This is a genomic window from Cryobacterium sp. TMN-39-2, from assembly GCF_004402745.1.
Lineage (GTDB): Bacteria > Actinomycetota > Actinomycetes > Actinomycetales > Microbacteriaceae > Cryobacterium > Cryobacterium zongtaii.
Genome location: NZ_SOFX01000004.1, coordinates 1 through 17,582, shown reverse-complemented (window position 1 = coordinate 17,582; position 17,582 = coordinate 1). Strand labels below are relative to the sequence as shown.

Below are 17,582 nucleotides of genomic sequence, written 5' to 3'. Positions count from 1 at the left end.
CAGCCGATGAGCGCCACGAACCGGCACCCGGCGATACCGGGTCCCGGCCAGGAGTCGGTCTGGGACTACCCGCGCCCGCCGCGGGTGGAACCGAGTCTGGAGCATGTTGTGCTCCGGTTCAACGGCACAGTGATCGCCGATACCAGGGACAGCGTGCGCGTGCTGGAGACCAGCCATCCGCCCACCTACTACCTGCCGAGGGACGCGTTCTCGGCCGGTGTGCTCGCCCCGGTCAACGGGCACAGCTTCTGCGAGTACAAAGGGCTGGCGTCCTACCTCAGCATCGTCGTCGGCGACCGACGGGCCGATGCGGTTGCCTGGCACTATCCCCATCCGGAGGCCGGCTTCGAATCGCTGGCCGGCCGGGTGGCCGTCTACCCCGGCCGGCTCGACGAGTGCACGGTGGACGGCGAACTCGTGCGCGCTCAGCCGGGCGACTTCTACGGCGGGTGGATCACCGACCGGATCGTCGGCCCGTTCAAGGGTGCGCCGGGCACACTGGGCTGGTGAGCGTCGGCACGTCGCCGATTGTGGCGGCCGCCGGCTAGTAGGCTGACAGGGTGTCATTCTCGCTCGCTGAAGTCGCCCGGGTCTCCCATGAACTGTGGCCCCTGTCCGGCGCCGAGGAATGGGATGCGCCGGGTCTGATCAGTGGCGACCCCGCGCGTCGGGTCGATTCCATTCTGCTGGCCGTCGATGTCGTCTCCGAGACCGTCGCGGAAGCGATCACCTCCGGGGCCGACCTGTTGCTGGCCCATCACCCGCTGCTGCTGCGCGGGGTCACCAGCGTCGCCGAAGACCGCTACAAGGGTGCCCTGCTCGCTCGGCTGATCCGTGCCGATTGCGGTCTCCTGGCCGCCCACACCAATGCCGACGTCGTCGAAGACGGGGTCTCCGATGTCATCGCCTCCAGTCTGGGCCTGGTCGAGACGCGCCCGATCACGGGTGGACTGGTCCCTGGCACGGGCATCGGTCGGGTCGGCCGGCTCCCGGAGCCCACGACGCTCGGTCTTCTCGCCCGCCGCCTGGCGGCGCTGATCCCCCCGACGGCGACGGGTGTGCGTGTGGCCGGCGGCTATGCCGACACGATCCAGACCGTCGCCCTGTGCGGGGGAGCCGGTGACTCGCTGCTGCGCGAACCTGCCGTGCGCTCCGCCGACGTGTTCATCACCTCCGACCTCCGGCATCACCCGGCGTCGGAGTCCAGGGAACAGTCGATCCTGGCGGGGGTTGGCCCCGCCCTCATCGACGTGTCACACTGGGCCAGCGAATGGCTCTGGTTGGACGTCGCCGCCTCGGCGCTGCGGCAGAAGCTGCCCGGCATCCGCATCGAGGTCAGCGACGTGCGGACCGACCCCTGGGACTTCGCCGTCACCCAGTGAGCCTGGCTCACCCCCGTTCATTTCAACTCCATAATCATGAAGGTCAGGACATTGTGAAGGCATCTCCCACCGAGCAGAAGGAGCTTCTGCGGCTCCAGGCCCTCGACATCAAATTGCAGCAGGTCGAACATCAGGCCAAGGCGTTGCCGCAACACGCCGAGCTCGCAGAGCTGGGCCGCGGACTCGATGCGTCCAAGACGGTCCTGACCGGTCGCGTCGGCGAGGTCGAGGACGCCCAGATCGAATTGCGCCGCATCGAGTCGGATGTCGAGGTGGTCGAGAAGCGCATCGCCCGCGATACCGAGCGCGCCCAGCACACCTCCTCGATGAAGGATATTCACGCACTGGAGAGCGAACTCACCGCCCTGGGCGCGCGCCTGGCCGCGCTCGAGGAGATCGAACTCGCGGTGATGGAACGTCTCGAGGAAAAGGAAGCGGCCGTCGCTGAGACCGAATCCGAACGCGCCGACGTCGCGGGCCGGGTCGCCGGAATTGAAGCCGACCGCGACGCGCTTCTGGTCGATCTGAACCGCCAGCTGGGCGAGTTGGCCCGGGACCGGGTCGCGATCGTCTCCGCCATCGGCGAGGACCTGTCGGGGCTGTACGAGAAGCGGCGCGTGGCCGGGCGGGGCAACGCGGCGTCCCTGCTCCGCGCCCGCACCTGCAGCGGATGCACCATGACCCTGACGGGCAACGACCTCGAAGAGGTGCGGGCAGCGCCCGCCGACGACATCGTCTTCTGCCCGGACTGCGGCGCCATCCTCGTCCGCACCGAGGAATCCGGCATCTAGAGCAGGCCGCCGCCAGGGCCCGGTTCGGCAACAGGGCCGGGGCGCTGTAGGCTCGACGACGGAATGGGTCGACAAGACGGTCGCGTCATCCGGGCTTTTCACAGCTCGTGATGCCGAGGAACGTCCGGGCTCCACAGAGCAGGACGGTGGGTAACACCCACCCGGGGCAACCCGCGAGACAGTGCCACAGAAAGTAGACCGCCATCGGCGCAAGCCGGCGGTAAGGGTGAAACGGTGGTGTAAGAGACCACCAGCGGCCAGGGTGACCTGGCCGGCTAGGTAAACCTCGTCCGGAGCAAGGTCGAACAGGAAACGCCAAGGCGGCTCGCCGAGTTTCCGGGTAGACCGCTAGAGGGCTGCGGCAACGTAGTCCCGAGATAGATGGCCGTCCATGGTGAAAACCGGGACAAAACCCGGCGTAATAGTCGGCCCATTCCCCTCTCGAACCTGTGAGTTGCGCGGGACCGTGCCGCGGGGGTGGTGCATTCCCAGCCGGTGCTCCTACGCTGGGGCCATGAGCACCCCCGGGTCCACCTCCGATGCCGTCACCACGCACCGCCCGGCCACGGCCTCGTCCGGGGTCTGGCTGCGGTTCAGGGCGCTGCTCGGCCGGTCCCGGACCTGGATCCACGCTCACCCGCGCCTGCGGGCGCCGTATCGGCTGCTCGTCGCCCTCGCCGGGCTGACGGTCATGGTCGTCGGTCTCATCCTGGTGCCCCTGCCGGGACCGGGCTGGCTGATCGTCTTCGTGGGCGTCGCCGTGCTCGGCACGGAGTTCCCCGCTGCCCACCGGGTCACCACGGTCGTCCGACGGCTCGCGCACCGGGTGCGACTCTGGTGGCGGGCGCGTCAGCAGCGCCAGAGCACCCGGGCGTACAGCTAAGCGGAGTCGGCGAGGCCGGAGTCCGCTATGCGGAAACTGGCGCGTGCTTGACGGCCAGGGCGGCTGCGCCCAGGATGCCGGCATTGTTGCGGTGGACGGCCGGGATGATCCGGGTGTTCAGGTGCAGCAGGGGAAGGAAGTTCTCGTGGTGTTTCGATACGCCGCCGCCGACGATGAACAGGTCGGGAGTAAACAGGGACTCCAGCGTGGAGTAGTACTTCTGCAGGCGTGACGCCCACTTCTCCCAGCTGAGGTTGTCCCGTTCCTTGGCCGAGAAGGCCGCGCGGGTCTCGTAGTCCACGCCGTCGATCTCCAGATGACCGAACTCGGTGTTGGGCACCAGGGCCCCGTCGTTGATCAGGGCCGTGCCGATGCCGGTGCCCAGCGTGGTGAGCAGCACGACACCGTCGACACCCTTGGCCGCGCCGAACGTCGACTCCGCGTATCCGGCCGCGTCAGCGTCGTTGACGAAGTGGATGGGCACGCCCAGGCCCTTCTCGAAAAGTTTTTCCGCGGCGAGGCCGATCCACTTGTCGGACACATTGGCCGCCGACATCGTGTGACCGTGCTTGACGACGGCGGGGAAACACACGCCGATGGGCATCTCGCCCGTTCCGGCGGACACCGTTGCCAGGAGCTGGCGGGTGGTCTCGATGATGTCCTGGGGCCGGCCGCCCTTGGGGGTGGGCAGCTTGACGCGGTCGGAGAGCAGGGCCCCGGTGGACAGGTCCACCACAGCCCCCTTGATGCCGGTTCCGCCGATATCGATGCCGATGGCAGTGGTTGAACTCATGATGTCAATCTACCGGCTGCGGCAGCGTCAGGATTTCGGCGCCACGTTCGGTGACCACCAGGGTGTGCTCGAACTGCGCGGTGATGCTGCGATCGCGGGTCAGAACCGTCCAGTCATCCGCCCACATGTCCCAGTCACTGGTGCCGAGGGTCAGCATCGGCTCGATGGTGAACACCATGCCTACCTCCATGACGGTGTCGTATTGCGGTGCGGAGTCATAGTGCGGAATGATCAGGCCCGAGTGGAACGCGTCCCCCACCCCGTGACCGGTGAAGTCGCGAACGACCCCGTAGCCGAACCGCTTGGCGTACGACTCGATGGTGCGGCCGATCACGTTCACCTGCCGTCCGGGTGCCACGGCCTTGATTCCGCGCGCCAGGGCCTCCCGGGTGCGGTCGACGAGCAGGGTGACCTCCTCGGTGGCCTCGCCGACGATGAAGGTGACGTTGGAATCACCGTGCACCCCGTTCTTGTACGCGGTGATGTCGATATTGACGATGTCACCGTTTTCGAGCACGGTGTCGTCAGGAATTCCGTGGCAGATGACCTCGTTGACCGAGGAGCACAGCGACTTCGGGTAGCCGCGGTAGCCGAGCGTGGACGGGTAGGCGTCGTTCCGAATCAGGAACTCGTGGCCGACCCTGTCCAGTTCCTCGGTCGTGACCCCGGGGCGTACCGCACGCCCGACCGCCTGGATCGCGTTCGCGGCGATGCGGCCGGACTCCCGGATCAGTGCGATGCGTTCGGGGGAGTAGACATCGGATCCGGTGAACCGGGCCGGCGCGGTGTGCCCGACATACTCGGGCCGAACGATGTGGGAGGGAACGGAGCGGTGGCTGGACACGGCTCCCGGAACGAGGTGACCGATTGAATCCTTAGGCATAGGATCAACCTTATGGCCGAAGATGCTGATCACCAGTTCTGGTACAACATGCGCACTGGCGCCGTCGAGAAGGGCATGCTGTCGCCGTCCGTCGACAGGGTAGGCCCGTTCTCGACATTCGACGAGGCGACGAACGCCCTCGACAAGCTCCGCGCCAACAGCGCCAAATGGGCCGAAGACGACGAGGCCGAGGACCGCTGAGGCGCACCCGCTCCGGCAGTGTTTACTCGTAGCTGTGTTCGGGGCCCGGATAGGCGCCGGAATCGACGTCGTTCTTGAACGAGTGCACCGCATCGGTGAGGACCGAACGCAGGTTCGCGTACTGCCGCACGAACCGGGGCACGCGTCCCCCGGTCATGCCGGCGAAATCTGTCCAGACCATCAGCTGACCGTCGACGCCGGGCCCGGCCCCGACGCCGATGGTGGGGATCTCCAGGCGTTCGGTGACCTCTGCGGCGACGCCTGACGGCACCATCTCCAGAACGACCGCGAAAGCGCCGGCGTCCTGCACGGCGAGAGCATCCGTGATCAGCTGTTCGGCGCCCGCGCCGCGTCCCTGAATCATGTGTCCGCCCAAACCATGTTCGCTCTGTGGGGTGAAGCCGATGTGCCCCATGACCGGGATGCCGGCAGACACGATCCGCGAGATCTGCTTGCGACTGCGCACCCCGCCCTCCAGCTTCACGGCGTGAGCCTGGGCTTCCTTCATGAAACGCACCGCGGTGTGCAGGGCCTCAGACGGACCGGTCTCGTAGCTGCCGAACGGCATGTCGGCAACGACCAGCGCCCGGGTCACGGCCCTGGCCACGGCGCGGGTCAGTGGGATCAACTCGTCGACGGTGACGGGGAGGGTGGTCTCGTAACCGAAGACGTTGTTCCCGGCGGAATCTCCCACCAGTAGGAAGTCGATGCCGGCCTGGTCGAAAATCTGGGCGGTGAGCATGTCATAGCTGGTCAGGCCCGTGATCGGGATACCTTGCTGCTTCGCGTTCTGAAAATGCCTGGTGCGCACGCGCTTGGGCCCTGCGGTGGCACTGACGAATGGATTCTGCACCTCGACGGCGTTGGCGGCGTCTGGCGTGGGGATCTCTGGCATGTGCCCAAGTGTACTCAGCGGTCGATTCTGAGAGTCATTCGCAGCTGCGATCAGCCGGTTTTCGCCCGCGCGCTGTCGGCAGCCGGTAGCCTAGGGGCAACAAGAAAGGGCGTGGATGGACAAGCAGCGCGACTTCGTTCTTCGGACCATCGAGGAACGGGGCATCAAGTTCATTCGACTATGGTTCACCGATGTGGTCGGCACCCTCAAGTCGGTTGCCATCGCGCCGGCCGAGGTGGAGGGTGCGTTCGCCGAGGGACTGGGCTTCGACGGGTCAGCGATCGAGGGCCTGACGCGCTCGTTCGAGGCCGACGTGCTGGCCCACCCGGACCCCACCACGTTCCAGATCCTGCCCTGGCGGGGCGAGGTCGACCCCACCGCCCGGATGTTCTGCGACATCACCACTCCGGATGGACAGCCCGCCGTCGCCGACCCCCGGAACGTGCTCAAGCGCACCCTGGCGAAGGCCGCCGAACGAGGCTTCACGTTCTACACGCACCCGGAGATCGAGTTCTATCTCCTGAAATCGTCCAAGTTCGGCAAGAACGGACCGGTCCCGGTCGATTCTGCCGGGTATTTCGACAACGTTCCCGGCGGCACGGCGCACGACTTCCGGCGCCGGTCGGTGCGGATGCTCGAGGATCTCGGCATCTCGGTGGAGTTCAGTCACCACGAGGCCGGCCCCGGCCAGAACGAGATCGACCTGCGTTACGCGGATGCTCTCACCACCGCCGACAACATCATGACCTTCCGCACCGTCATCAAGGAGGTGGCGATCGAGCAGGGCGTCTACGCGACGTTCATGCCCAAGCCGCTCTCCGACCAGCCCGGCTCCGGAATGCACACCCACCTCTCGCTCTTCGAGGGCGACACCAACGCGTTCTACGAAGCCGGCGCACAATACCAGCTGTCGACGACCGGACGTCAGTTCATTGCCGGTCTGCTGCGGCACGCGCCGGAGATCACGGCGGTGACCAACCAGTTCGTGAACTCGTACAAGCGCCTGTGGGGTGGCGACGAGGCCCCCAGCTTCGTGTGCTGGGGCCACAACAACCGGTCCGCGCTGATTCGCGTTCCGCTCTACAAGCCCAACAAGGGCCAGAGCTCGCGCATCGAGTACCGGGCGATCGACTCGGCAGCCAACCCGTACCTCGCGTACTCGCTGATGCTCGCCGCCGGGCTCAAGGGCATCGAGGAGGGCTACGAGCTTCCGCCGGAGGCCGAGGACAACGTGTGGGGACTCAGCGACACCGAGCGTCGCGCGCTGGGATACCACCAGCTGCCCGCCAGCCTCGACCATGCCATCCAGTACATGGAGGAGTCCGAGCTGGTCGCCGAGACGCTGGGGGAGCACGTGTTCAACTACGTGCTGCTGAACAAGCGTCAGGAATGGCGAGAGTACCGCTCGCAGGTCACCCCATTCGAACTCAATAAGAACCTCGAGATGCTCTAGGGACTCACCTCAGACAGGTACAGGACATGGCGAGAGAACAGTTGACTCTGACGGACCTCGCTCGGGTGGGCTTCGCCGATCTTGGCGAGGCCCGCGCGCGTCTCGACGAGGTCGGTGAACTCGGCGGGCCTGACCCGTCGGATCTGTTCCCGCTGCTCACCCGGGCTGCGAATCCCGATGCGGCCCTCTTCGCCGTGCTGTCGTTGGTGCGCCAGGCCCCGACCGAGTTCGTGGCGCTCCGGCGGCATCCCGGCGCCCTGCAGCGCCTGGTGCTCGTGTCCGGGGCTTCGACCGGGTTGACCGATTTTTTCCTCCGGCATCCGGCAGAACTCGCGGTGTTGCACGAGAAGACCACCGCCGTGGCCGGGCTCCGTGAGCTGACCGACGACCTGCTCGACGCCGTCCAGTCGAAGGACGGCTTCGCCGAACTCATCGACGACGACGGGTGGGTGGCCCTGCGGGTGCGGTACCGCCGCCGGCTCGCCGAACTGGCAGCCTTCGACCTCGAACAGGCCGACCCCGTGGCCGGACTCGACCGGATCGCCAGGACCCTGGCGCACCTGGCCGCGGCGGCGCTGGAAGCCTCCCTAGCGGTCGCCAGGGGGATGTGCAGCGGCACCGTGGCCGCGCACGGCGTCTATCCCGTTGACGAGGTGCGGCTGACCAAGCTCGCCGTGATCGGAATGGGTAAGGCGGGGGCGGGGGAGCTGAACTACGTCAGTGACGTTGACGTCATCTTCGTCGCCGAGGGCAACGACGACGCCGGGCTCAGCGCCGCTAGGGCGGTGGACATCGCCACCCGGCTCGCGGTCCTGATGATGCGTGGGCTCAACCAGCCCAGCATGGAGCCTGAGCTGTGGGAGGTCGATCCCAACCTGCGCCCCGAGGGCAAGTCCGGCGCCCTGGTGCGTTCCCTCGACTCCCACATCGCGTACTACGACCGCTGGGCCAAGAGCTGGGAGTTCCAGGCGCTGCTGAAGGCACACCCCCTTGCCGGCGACCTGGAGCTCGGCTCCCGCTACGTCGCCGCGGTGGCCCCCAAGGTATGGACCAGCGCCAGCCGGGAGAACTTCGTCGACTCCGTGCAGCGGATGCGCGAACGGGTGACCAGTAACATCCCCGCCGACGAGGTCGCCGTGCAACTCAAGCTGGGCCCCGGCGGTCTGCGGGACATTGAATTCACCGTGCAACTGCTTCAGCTCGTGCACGGCCAGACCGATCCCGACATCCGTCAGCCCGGCACCCTGCCGGCCCTGGCCGCCCTGGCCGATGCCGGCTACGTCGGTCGCGCCGAGGCCGCCGAGTTCGCCCAGGACTACCGGATGCTGCGCCTGATGGAACACCGGCTGCAACTGGACCGGCTGCGCCGAACACACCTGCTGCCCCGCGACGAGTCCGGGCTGCGGGTCCTGGCACGGGCGACGGGCCTGGCCACGAGCGCGGCGGCGCTGACAACCCGGTGGGAGGCCACCAAACACCGGGTGCGCGGCCTGCACGAACGGCTGTTCTATCGGCCGTTGCTCTCCGCGGTCGCCGCCCTGCCCGCTGAGGGCCTGAACCTCACCAGCGCGCAGGCCGAGGCCCGGCTGGCGGCGATCGGCTTCCGCAACACCACGGGCGCCCTGGCCCACATCGCCGCGCTGACCAGCGGTGTGTCCCGGCGGGCGACCATTCAGCAACACCTGTTGCCGGTGCTGCTGCAGTGGCTGTCCGATGGCGCCGACCCCGACTACGGGCTGCTGGCCTTCCGGCGGCTGAGCGACAGCCTCGGTTCCACCTACTGGTTCCTGCGGATGCTCCGGGACTCGTCGGGGGCCGCCGAACGTCTCACCCGGGTGCTCTCGGCGTCGCGGTACGTCGGCGAACTCCTGGAGACCATTCCCGAGGCCGTCGCCTGGCTGGAACACGACAATGACCTGCGCCCCCGCCCGCTCAGCGTGTTGCAGGACGAGGCGCGTGCCGTGCTGGCCAGGCACGGCAGTCCCGACGCCGCCGCGTCCGTGCTCCGCACCAGCCGGCGACGCGAGATGCTTCGCCTGGCGCTGTCGGCCATCCTCGGTCGCATCAGCATTGACGAGCTCGCCGCGGGCCTGACGGATATCTCCACCGTCATCATCCAGGGAATCCTCGGCGCCATCCGTGGTGCCGGTCTCACCGGGGACGACGGTCCGTTCGCTCCGGACGGCATCGAGTTCGCTGTGATCGCCATGGGCCGGTTCGGGGGAGCCGAACTCGGTTTCGGTTCCGACGCTGACGTCATGTACGTCTTCAGGCCCGCTGCCCTCGAGGGCGGTGCGGCCCACGACCGGGCCACCTTCATCGTCCGGGAGCTGAACCGACTCACCGAGGACAACCGGCTGCCGTTCGACCTGGATATCGGCCTGCGCCCCGAGGGCAAGAACGGTGCGGTGGTGCGGTCCATCGATTCCTACCAGGCCTACTACCGCCGTTGGTCGCTCACCTGGGAGGCCCAGGCGCTGTTGCGCGCCCGCGGTGTCGCGGGCGAACCCGCGCTCCTGGAGTCCTTCCACGCCGTGATGGACACTGTGCGGTACCCGGAACAGATCAGTGACCAGGACGTCCGTGAGATCAAGCGCATTAAGGCCCGCGTCGAGAACGAACGTCTCCCGCAGGGAGCCGACCCGAACCGGCACCTCAAGCTGGGCCGCGGCTCGCTGAGCGATGTGGAGTGGTTCGTCCAGTTGCTGCAGCTCCAGCACGCCGCGAGCGTCCCCGCCCTGCGCACGACGTCAACCCTCGAAGCACTCGAGGAGGCCACCCGCGCCGGTTTGGTCACCGAACCGGATGCCGCCGTCCTCCGCGCCGCGTGGCTGTTCGCGTCACGGTGCCGCTCGGCGATCACCCTGTGGACGAACAAGACCGCGGATGTGCTGCCCACTGACAGGATGCAGCTCGACGGCGTCGCCCGCATGATGGAGTACCCGCCGGGTTCGGCGAATCAGCTCGAGGAAGACTACCTCGCGGTGACCCGGCGCGCCCGTGCGGTCTTCGAACGCCGGTTCTATGGACCGGTCGAACGGCCGGGGCCGTTCTCCGGCTGACCTCGACACCGTCGACGACGACGGGGCCGCAACCTGACGGTTGCGGCCCCTTCGTCGTGCGTTGGGGAGATTAGACCCCGTAGTACAGTTCGAACTCGAACGGGTGCGGGCGCTGCGCGAGGGGCTTGATTTCCTTCTCGCGCTTGTAGTCGATCCAGGTCTCGATCAGCTCGGGGGTGAAGACGTTGCCGGCGAGCAGGAAGTCATGGTCGGCCTCCAGCGCCTGCAGGGCCTCTTCCAGCGATGCGGGAACCTGCGGGATGTTCTTCGCTTCTTCCGGCGGCAGCTCGTAGAGGTCCTTGTCGACGGGCTCGTGCGGCTCGATGCGGTTCTTGATCCCGTCGAGGCCGGCCATCAGCTGGGCGGCGAAGGCGAGGTACGGGTTGCCGGAGGCATCGGGGGCGCGGAACTCGAGGCGCTTGGCCTTGGGGTTGGTGCCGGTGATCGGGATACGGATCGAGGCCGAGCGGTTACCGGCCGAGTAGACCAGGTTGACCGGAGCTTCGAAGCCCGGAACCAGGCGGTGGTACGAGTTGACCGTCGGGTTGGTGAAGGCGAGCACAGCCGGAGCGTGCTTGAGCAGGCCACCGATGTACCAGCGTGCAACGTCGGACAGGCCGCCGTAGCCGGCCTCGTCGTAGAACAGCGGCTTGCCGTCGGCCCAGAGGGACTGGTGGGTGTGCATGCCGGAGCCGTTGTCGCCGAACAGCGGCTTGGGCATGAACGTGGCGGTCTTGCCCCACTCGTGCGCGGTGTTCTTGACGATGTACTTGAACTTCAGCAGGTCGTCGGCCGCGTGCACCATGGTGTCGAATTTGTAGTTGATCTCGCCCTGGCCGCCGGTGCCCACCTCGTGGTGGCTGCGCTCGAGGATGAGGCCGGCGTCCATCAGCTTGAGGCAGATGTCGTCGCGCATGTCGGCGTGCTGGTCGACCGGGCTGACCGGGAAGTAGCCGCCCTTGAACGGGGTCTTGTTGGCGAGGTTGCCGCCCTCTTCCTTGCGGCCGGAGTTCCAGGCACCCTCGCTGGAGTCGACGGAGTAGAAGCTGGTGTGCTGGTTGACCTCGTAGCGCACGTCGTCGAAGATGTAGAACTCGGCCTCTGAGCCGAAGTACGCGGTGTCGCCGATGCCGGTGGAGGCGAGGTACTTCTCGGCCTTCTTGGCCACCTGGCGGGGGTCCTTGGAGTAGATCTCGCCGTTGCGGGGGTTGTAGATGTCGAAGAGCATGATCAGGGTGCGTTCGGCGCGGAACGCGTCGATGTACGCGCTGGTGACGTCGGGGATGAGCTGCATGTCGGATTCGTGGATCGACGCGAAACCGCGGATCGACGAGCCGTCGAACATCTGGCCGACGGTGAAGAAGTCCTCGTCAACGGTCGACGCGGGGATGTTGAAGTGCTGCTGCACACCCGGCAGGTCGGTAAAACGGAGGTCAAGGAACTTGACATCGGTGTCCTTGATGAACGAGAGGACTTCGGACGAATCGCGGAACATGCGGGTTGACTCCAAACGACGTAGGCGTGGGTGACTAGAAATGTCGCACACTGCGGCTTCCCCGACACTATTACGGACGGGTTACTTAAGAATGACGCTTATGTTTCCTCCATGTTACAGAGGGCTCGGTCGGTACACTGATCGGGTGAATTCGACGCCGTCAAGACCCACCACCTTCGGGCAGTTACCGCCCAGCACCTGGCCAGGGGAGCGACTCGGCCTGCCTCGGACCGGACCGCATTCCGTGGGGCGGGTCGGCAGGCGCATCGCGGCGCTGGCCATCGACTGGGCCGTCGCCGTGGCCCTGACCTGCCTGATCTGGGGGTACACCTGGCTCAACTATGACGGCTTCGTGGTCCTGATGGTCTTCGTGGGCCTCCAAGCCCTGCAACTCGCCGTGTTCGGGGGGAGCGTCGGCCACCGCCTGCTCGGCCTGCGAGTGATCGCCCTCACCGGAGGCCGTGCGGGCCTGTGGCGCCCGATCGTCCGGTCGGTGCTGCTGGGTCTGGCCGTTCCCGCCCTGGTCTGGGACTCGGACCAGCGGGGCTTCCACGACAAGATCGCCGGCACCGTCCTGATCAGGCGCTAGTCTCCGGCACGCAGAGAAGGGCACGGGGTTGACCCCGTGCCCTTCGTTGTTCTGGTGGATGCGTGTGGCTAGTTGCCGCGCTGCGGACGGGCCTTGGTGGGGTCGACACCCTTGGGAATCGGCAGTTTCTTGGTCATGGAGTTGAGGCGGTTGTTGACCGCCAGCACTTCGGCCTTGGTCAGGGTCGGCTTGATCTTGGTCAGCCGCCGGGCGAGCTTGTGCAGCGGAACGGCGTCGGCGTCTGGGCCCACGGTGATGACGGTGACCGCGACGTTGCCGCCGACCTTGGCCACCGAACGCTTTTCCTCGTCCAACATGCGGGCGGTGCGGGTGCGCGGTCCCTCGCTGATGAGCACAACTCCACCGCGGCCGACGGCGCGATAGATGGCGTCCTGGGTCTTACCGTTGACGGCGACGGGCATTTCGCTCCCCACCCAGCCGCGCTTCAACGAACTGCGCAGAACCGCGCCGACGGCGCCGGGCTGGCCCTCGATCTGCGAGTACGCGGCCTTCTCTGCACGCCGACCCAGGATGATCAGCATCGCCAGGACGCCGGCGAGCACGCCGGCGACGATCCAGAGGGCGATGGTGAAACCGTTGTCGGGGGTCAGCAACAGCGCAAGGGCCAAGCCGACAACAACAGGGATCAGGAAACCCAGGATCATGAACAGAACGATGTTCGAGTCGTAGCGCCGGGTCATCTGGAAGACCTGCCACATTTGCTTCAAGCGGCCAGGTTCTTTGGGGGTGCGGGGACTCTTGTCCTTGCTTCGTGCCATGGTTCTAAGACTACCCAGTCGGTCGATATCCGCGGAACGGATTTAGGGTCAAACGGCCTGGCTGAAGGCCACGGTCGCGTCGGCGAGGTGCTGCAGGTGGGCGGGCACCTGGCGTCCGGTGGCCGTCATCGACTGTGCCCAGAGCCGACCGGCCCGGTAGGAGGAACGCACCAACGGTCCGGCGAGGACGCCGAGAAAACCGATCTGCTCCGCTTCGGCCTTGAGGTCAACGAACTCCTCCGGTCGCACCCACCTGGCCACCGGCAGGTGCCGGGGGCTCGGCCGCAGGTACTGCGTGATGGTGATGATGTCGGTCCCGGCATCGTGCAGGTCCTGCAGCGCTTGGGACACCTCGGCGCGTTCCTCGCCCATGCCGAGAATCAGGTTCGACTTGGTGATCAGTCCCGCGGCCCGCCCCTGGCTGAGCACGTCGAGGGACCTGTCGTAACGGAAGGCGGGACGAATGCGTTTGAAGATCCGCGGGACCGTCTCGACGTTGTGCGCGAAGACCTCAGGGCTGGCAGAGAACACCTCGGCCAGGTGGATCGGGTTGCCCGTGAAATCGGGGACGAGGATCTCGACCCCGGTCCCCGGGCTTTGGAGGTGGATCTGCCGGATCGTCTCGGCGTAGAGCCAGGCTCCCTCATCGGGCAGGTCGTCGCGGGCGACCCCGGTCACCGTCGCGTAACGCAGGTTCATCGCCACCACCGACTCGGCGACCCGGCGCGGCTCGTCGGTGTCGTAGTCTGCGGGCTTGCCCGTGTCGATCTGACAGAAGTCGCAGCGCCTGGTGCACTGGGAGCCGCCGATCAGGAAGGTGGCCTCGCGGTCTTCCCAGCACTCGTAGATGTTCGGGCAGGCGGCCTCCTGGCACACCGTGTGCAGGTTCTCGCTCTTCACCAGATCCTGCAGGTGGCGGTATTCGGGGCCCATCCTGGCGCGAGTCTTGATCCAGTCGGGCTTCCGCTCGATGGGCGTCTCGGCGTTGCGTATTTCCAGTCGCAGCATCCGGCGTCCGTCGGGCGCGGCGGTCATGCCGACACCGCCAGCCGGCTGCGGAAATGGGTTGTGATGGAGTCGACGACGTCCTCGGTGCTGACGTCTCGGCCGAGTACCTGAGACATGGTGGTGACGCCCGCATCGACGATGCCGCAGGCGACAATACGGTCGTACGGTTCGAGCGAGTTGTTGCAGTTGAGGGCGAACCCGTGCATGGTCACACCGTCGGCGACCCGGATGCCGATGGCGGCGATCTTGTCCTCGGCCCCGGCGGGCCCGACCCAGACACCGCTGCGTCCGGGAACCCGTCTGCCGTCGATCCCGAAATCGGCCAGCGCGTCGATGAGGATGTCCTCGAGCAGACGCACGTATCCGACCACGTCGAGAGGTTCGGGCAGGCGCAGGATCGGGTAGCCGATCAGCTGACCGGGCCCGTGCCAGGTGATCCGGCCGCCGCGGTCGACGTCCACGACCGGCGTGCCGTCGGTGGGACGGTCCTCCGGCTGGGTGCGTTTGCCGGCCGTGTACACGGCGGGGTGTTCGAGGAGCAGGACGGTGTTCGGTCGTTGACCGGACACCACCGTGCGATGGACGGCGCGCTGGAGCTCAAGGCCCTCGAAATATGGCACGGAGTTGGCGCTTAGCCCCGCGACGACAAAGTCGAGCATGCGGCAAGTCTAGGGGGTCTCCTCCCCAGCCTGAGCACCGCTCGAGTTTCCGCCAGATTCCCACCGAGGGGAGGGGGCCGCCGGTCCGAACGGCACGGTGGAGTGATGGAGCACAGGCAGATTCCCGCCCGAGAGGAGACCCTGGCCGGGTTCCGGCTGATACGCCGGATCGGCACGGGGAGCCGTTCGATCATCTACCTCGGCCGGGCGCCCGGAAAGCAGGGCCAGGCCCTGAATATGGCGCTGAAGGTGTTCGGGCCGGATGCTGACAGGCCGGCGCTCGACCGGCAGGTGCGAGCCATGCTCACAGTGCCGCCGGCGATGCTCGCGCCGTTGCGGGACGTGGCGACGGCACCCGACGGCCGGCTCTGCCTCGTGCTGGACCGCTTGACCGGTTCGTCGTTGGACCGGCTGCTGGCCGAGCGGGGCACCATCGGTGCCGGTGAGGTCGTGACCATTGCCGCGACGATCACGGCAGCACTGCAGGCGCTGCACGACGCCGGATTCAGCCACTCCATGATCGGACCTGCCTGCGTACGGTTCGACGGCCGTGGCCGACCGGTGCTTCTCGGGCTGGGCGCGCTGGAGGATCTGCCCGCCGGGGGAGCCGGTGTCGCGCGGCGGCGGGACGACCTCGTGCGCCTGGCGGGCTGTGTGAGATCCATCTGTGACCACCTGGACCCTCAGGCTCCGGAGGCGGCGACGGCGGAGTCGGTCGTGGCCGAGTTCGAAGCCGCGGCCACGGCGCGACCCGTCCCGCCGGATTTGTCCGGCGTGGAATCCGTTCTGTTCGACTGGGCGGCAGCGACAGCCGTCCGGGGTGCGGTACCGGGCACAGTGCCGGCAGATCCCGAGGGACCGGAGGATACCCACGGCCTGGCCGCACCGTCGAGCCGACTGACCAGACCGGCCCGCCCGGCCGGGGCGCGTGAGCCGGCCATCCGAGCCCGCGGGCGACTGGCGGGTGCAGAGCGTGGAAGCGCGGCGAAGCCGACAGGGCGGTTGGAGCGGGAGGTGCGGCGTGGGCTGGCCGGATGCCGGTCAGGGCTGCGAATCGTGAATGCTCGGTCGCGGGCGGGCGCTCGGTGGCTGCAGGCGCTGCTGCGGAACCGGAGTCGAGCACGGCCGGTCATCGTCGGTGTCTGCCTCGCGGTGGTGCTGGCCGCCGGAGGCCTTGCCGCGCTGTCCCCAGCCGAGTCCCCGGCCGAGTCCCCGGTGGTCGCCGGGGACGCCGGCGACCTGTCGGCGCCCGCGTCGCGGTCCTCGTCACCGGGTGCCGACGCGACCGCGGGGCCGGGAGGCGACGGGCCGGCAGGCGCCGACGGATCTGCAGCGACTCTCGCGTCTGACGATCCGGCGGCGGCGACCCTGGTCCTGCTCGAGCTGCGCGAGGGGTGTTTGGCGGAGGCGTCGGTGCTGTGTCTGGAAAGTGTCGACCAGGCCGGTTCCGTGGCCATGGCCGCCGACTCGTATCAGGCACTTCAGATGGAACCGAGCGCCGACCGCACTGCTGCGGGTTTCACGGCCACCGTGCAGGAGCGCCGTGGCAACGCCGCGCTGATAGTTCTGACGCCGGCGGCCGGCGGTCCCGCGAACACACAACCGGCCTCAGCCCTGGTGATCAAGGGCGAGGCCGGCTGGCGGTTACGCGAACTCTTCGACTACTGACCCGTCTGGCGGGTCTGTGACACTAGATTCCGAGGTTGGCCTCGAATGCGCCGGCTTCCAGACGTGCCTTCATGGTGGTGAGGAAGCGCGAGGCGTCCGCTCCATCGATGATGCGGTGGTCGTAGGACAGCGCGAGGAACACCGTCGAACGAATCGCAATGGAGTCCAGACCCTTGTCGGTCACGACGACGGGCTTCTTGTAGACAACGCCGGTGCCGAGAATGGCGCTCTGCGGCAGGAAGACCACCGGGGTATCGAACAAAGCGCCGCGCGAACCCGTGTTGGTGAGGGTGAACGTGCCACCGGACAGCTCGTCGGGCTTGAGCTTGTTGTCGCGGGTGCGGGCAGCCAGGTCAGCGATCTGGGCGGCGAAACCGGCCAGATCGAGGTCTCCGGCGTCCCGGATGACAGGAGTCAGCAGCCCGCGTTCGGTGTCCACGGCGATGCTCATGTTCTCCTGGCCCGGGTACACGATCGACGTGCCGTCGACGGTCGCGTTGATGATCGGGTTCGCCTTCAGCGCCTCGGCCGCGGCCAGGGCGAAGAACGGCAGGAAGGACAGCTTGTTGCCGGTCTTCTCGTGGAAGGAGACCTTGACCTTGTCGCGGAGCATGGCGACACGGGTGACGTCAACCTCCACGACAGTAGTGAGCTGGGCCGTCTGCTGCATCGACGCTACAGCGCGCTCGGCGACGACCTTGCGCAGGCGGGACATCGGCACGGTGGTTCCGCGCAGCGGAGACACCTCGACCTCGGCGGCGGCCGGAGTCGCGGGCGTAGCCGTGGCGGAGGCGGAGACGATGTCCTGCTTGCGGATGCGTCCGCCGACACCGGTGCCGGTGATGGTGGACAGGTCGACGCCGGCCTCGTTCGCGAGCTTGCGGACGATGGGCGTGACGTAACCGCTGGTGCCGGCGTGGGCGCCACGGGTCGGCTCGGCAGCGGGTGCTGCCGGGGCTGCCGGGGCGGCGGCGGGTGCTGCTGCTACCGGTGCCGGGGCCGCCGGTGCGGGGGCGGGTGCTGCTGCCACGGGTGCCGGGG

17 protein-coding genes and 1 other RNA gene are annotated in these 17,582 nt (G+C 67.5%); 10 read left to right on the top strand and 8 right to left on the bottom strand.

Going from position 1 to position 17,582, the window contains the following annotated elements:
* Window positions 1-6 precede the first annotated feature (6 nt).
* The 5 genes from E3O57_RS00915 to E3O57_RS00895 all read left to right on the top strand — a co-directional run bounded on the left by E3O57_RS00915 (window position 7) and on the right by E3O57_RS00895 (window position 3,056).
* On the top strand, window positions 7-510 hold the full coding sequence (locus E3O57_RS00915; protein ID WP_088456148.1) for a DUF427 domain-containing protein: 504 nt from the start codon (window positions 7-9) through the stop codon (window positions 508-510).
* A 50-nt stretch (window positions 511-560) separates the two neighbouring features.
* The gene (locus tag E3O57_RS00910) at window positions 561-1,382 is read left to right on the top strand and encodes a Nif3-like dinuclear metal center hexameric protein (protein WP_103480211.1); all 822 of its coding nucleotides are present in this window, start codon (window positions 561-563) and stop codon (window positions 1,380-1,382) included.
* 53 nt (window positions 1,383-1,435) lie between these two features.
* Entirely contained in the window at window positions 1,436-2,173 is a 738-nt protein-coding gene (locus tag E3O57_RS00905; protein ID WP_103480212.1) for a zinc ribbon domain-containing protein, read from the top strand.
* Between the two features lie 64 nt (window positions 2,174-2,237).
* Window positions 2,238-2,610, top strand: an RNA gene (rnpB, locus tag E3O57_RS00900) — RNase P RNA component class A.
* Window positions 2,611-2,687: 77 nt separating this feature from the next.
* A complete protein-coding gene (locus E3O57_RS00895; RefSeq protein ID WP_088456151.1) occupies window positions 2,688-3,056 on the top strand; it encodes a TIGR02611 family protein in 369 nt (122 codons plus the stop codon).
* Window positions 3,057-3,081: 25 nt separating this feature from the next.
* Here the strand turns inward: E3O57_RS00895 and ppgK are convergent, their stop codons facing one another.
* Together ppgK and map are read right to left on the bottom strand one after the other, a co-directional pair.
* A complete protein-coding gene (gene ppgK / locus E3O57_RS00890) occupies window positions 3,082-3,849 on the bottom strand; it encodes a polyphosphate--glucose phosphotransferase (protein ID WP_103480213.1) in 768 nt (255 codons plus the stop codon).
* A 4-nt stretch (window positions 3,850-3,853) separates the two neighbouring features.
* Window positions 3,854-4,732 carry a type I methionyl aminopeptidase gene (gene map / locus E3O57_RS00885; RefSeq protein WP_088456153.1) on the bottom strand — a complete coding sequence of 293 codons (879 nt, stop codon included), beginning with the start codon at window positions 4,730-4,732 and terminating at the stop codon, window positions 3,854-3,856.
* A 12-nt stretch (window positions 4,733-4,744) separates the two neighbouring features.
* On the opposite strand from map, the gene E3O57_RS00880 reads away from it, so the two are divergent.
* Window positions 4,745-4,933 carry an SPOR domain-containing protein gene (locus tag E3O57_RS00880; protein ID WP_088456154.1) on the top strand — a complete coding sequence of 63 codons (189 nt, stop codon included), beginning with the start codon at window positions 4,745-4,747 and terminating at the stop codon, window positions 4,931-4,933.
* A gap of 22 nt (window positions 4,934-4,955) precedes the next feature.
* Here E3O57_RS00880 and panB read toward each other — a convergent pair whose 3' ends face one another.
* Window positions 4,956-5,828 carry a 3-methyl-2-oxobutanoate hydroxymethyltransferase gene (gene panB, locus E3O57_RS00875; protein ID WP_103480214.1) on the bottom strand — a complete coding sequence of 291 codons (873 nt, stop codon included), beginning with the start codon at window positions 5,826-5,828 and terminating at the stop codon, window positions 4,956-4,958.
* Between the two features lie 115 nt (window positions 5,829-5,943).
* Between panB and glnA (E3O57_RS00870) the strand changes: the two genes are divergently transcribed.
* Together glnA (E3O57_RS00870) and E3O57_RS00865 are read left to right on the top strand one after the other, a co-directional pair.
* Window positions 5,944-7,281 (top strand): type I glutamate--ammonia ligase, encoded by a 1,338-nt coding sequence (gene glnA / locus E3O57_RS00870; protein WP_066595282.1) that lies wholly within the window; start codon window positions 5,944-5,946, stop codon window positions 7,279-7,281.
* A 26-nt stretch (window positions 7,282-7,307) separates the two neighbouring features.
* Window positions 7,308-10,343, top strand: a complete 3,036-nt coding sequence (locus E3O57_RS00865) for a bifunctional [glutamine synthetase] adenylyltransferase/[glutamine synthetase]-adenylyl-L-tyrosine phosphorylase (protein ID WP_103459764.1) — start codon at window positions 7,308-7,310, stop codon at window positions 10,341-10,343.
* A gap of 70 nt (window positions 10,344-10,413) precedes the next feature.
* Here the strand turns inward: E3O57_RS00865 and glnA (E3O57_RS00860) are convergent, their stop codons facing one another.
* Window positions 10,414-11,838 carry a type I glutamate--ammonia ligase gene (glnA, locus tag E3O57_RS00860; RefSeq protein ID WP_088456157.1) on the bottom strand — a complete coding sequence of 475 codons (1,425 nt, stop codon included), beginning with the start codon at window positions 11,836-11,838 and terminating at the stop codon, window positions 10,414-10,416.
* 145 nt (window positions 11,839-11,983) lie between these two features.
* On the opposite strand from glnA (E3O57_RS00860), the gene E3O57_RS00855 reads away from it, so the two are divergent.
* Window positions 11,984-12,427: an RDD family protein gene (locus E3O57_RS00855; RefSeq protein ID WP_241990253.1), complete on the top strand. Its 444-nt coding sequence runs from the start codon at window positions 11,984-11,986 to the stop codon at window positions 12,425-12,427.
* 68 nt (window positions 12,428-12,495) lie between these two features.
* Here E3O57_RS00855 and E3O57_RS00850 read toward each other — a convergent pair whose 3' ends face one another.
* Genes E3O57_RS00850 through lipB form a run of 3 tightly spaced genes read right to left on the bottom strand, consistent with a single transcriptional unit; the run spans window position 12,496 to window position 14,873 of the window.
* Window positions 12,496-13,206, bottom strand: a complete 711-nt coding sequence (locus tag E3O57_RS00850) for a DUF4191 domain-containing protein (protein WP_088456159.1) — start codon at window positions 13,204-13,206, stop codon at window positions 12,496-12,498.
* Window positions 13,207-13,254: 48 nt separating this feature from the next.
* The gene (gene lipA, locus E3O57_RS00845; protein ID WP_103480215.1) at window positions 13,255-14,241 is read right to left on the bottom strand and encodes a lipoyl synthase; all 987 of its coding nucleotides are present in this window, start codon (window positions 14,239-14,241) and stop codon (window positions 13,255-13,257) included.
* Window positions 14,238-14,873 carry a lipoyl(octanoyl) transferase LipB gene (lipB, locus tag E3O57_RS00840; protein ID WP_103459767.1) on the bottom strand — a complete coding sequence of 212 codons (636 nt, stop codon included), beginning with the start codon at window positions 14,871-14,873 and terminating at the stop codon, window positions 14,238-14,240. The genes lipA and lipB overlap by 4 nt, the downstream gene beginning before the upstream one ends.
* 105 nt (window positions 14,874-14,978) lie before the next feature.
* Between lipB and E3O57_RS00835 the strand changes: the two genes are divergently transcribed.
* Window positions 14,979-16,541: a hypothetical protein gene (locus E3O57_RS00835; RefSeq protein WP_103480216.1), complete on the top strand. Its 1,563-nt coding sequence runs from the start codon at window positions 14,979-14,981 to the stop codon at window positions 16,539-16,541.
* A gap of 22 nt (window positions 16,542-16,563) precedes the next feature.
* On the opposite strand, the gene E3O57_RS00830 is transcribed toward E3O57_RS00835, so the two are convergent.
* Window positions 16,564-17,582: 2-oxo acid dehydrogenase subunit E2 (locus tag E3O57_RS00830; protein ID WP_174776292.1), on the bottom strand; the 1,019-nt coding region annotated here is incomplete at its 5' end.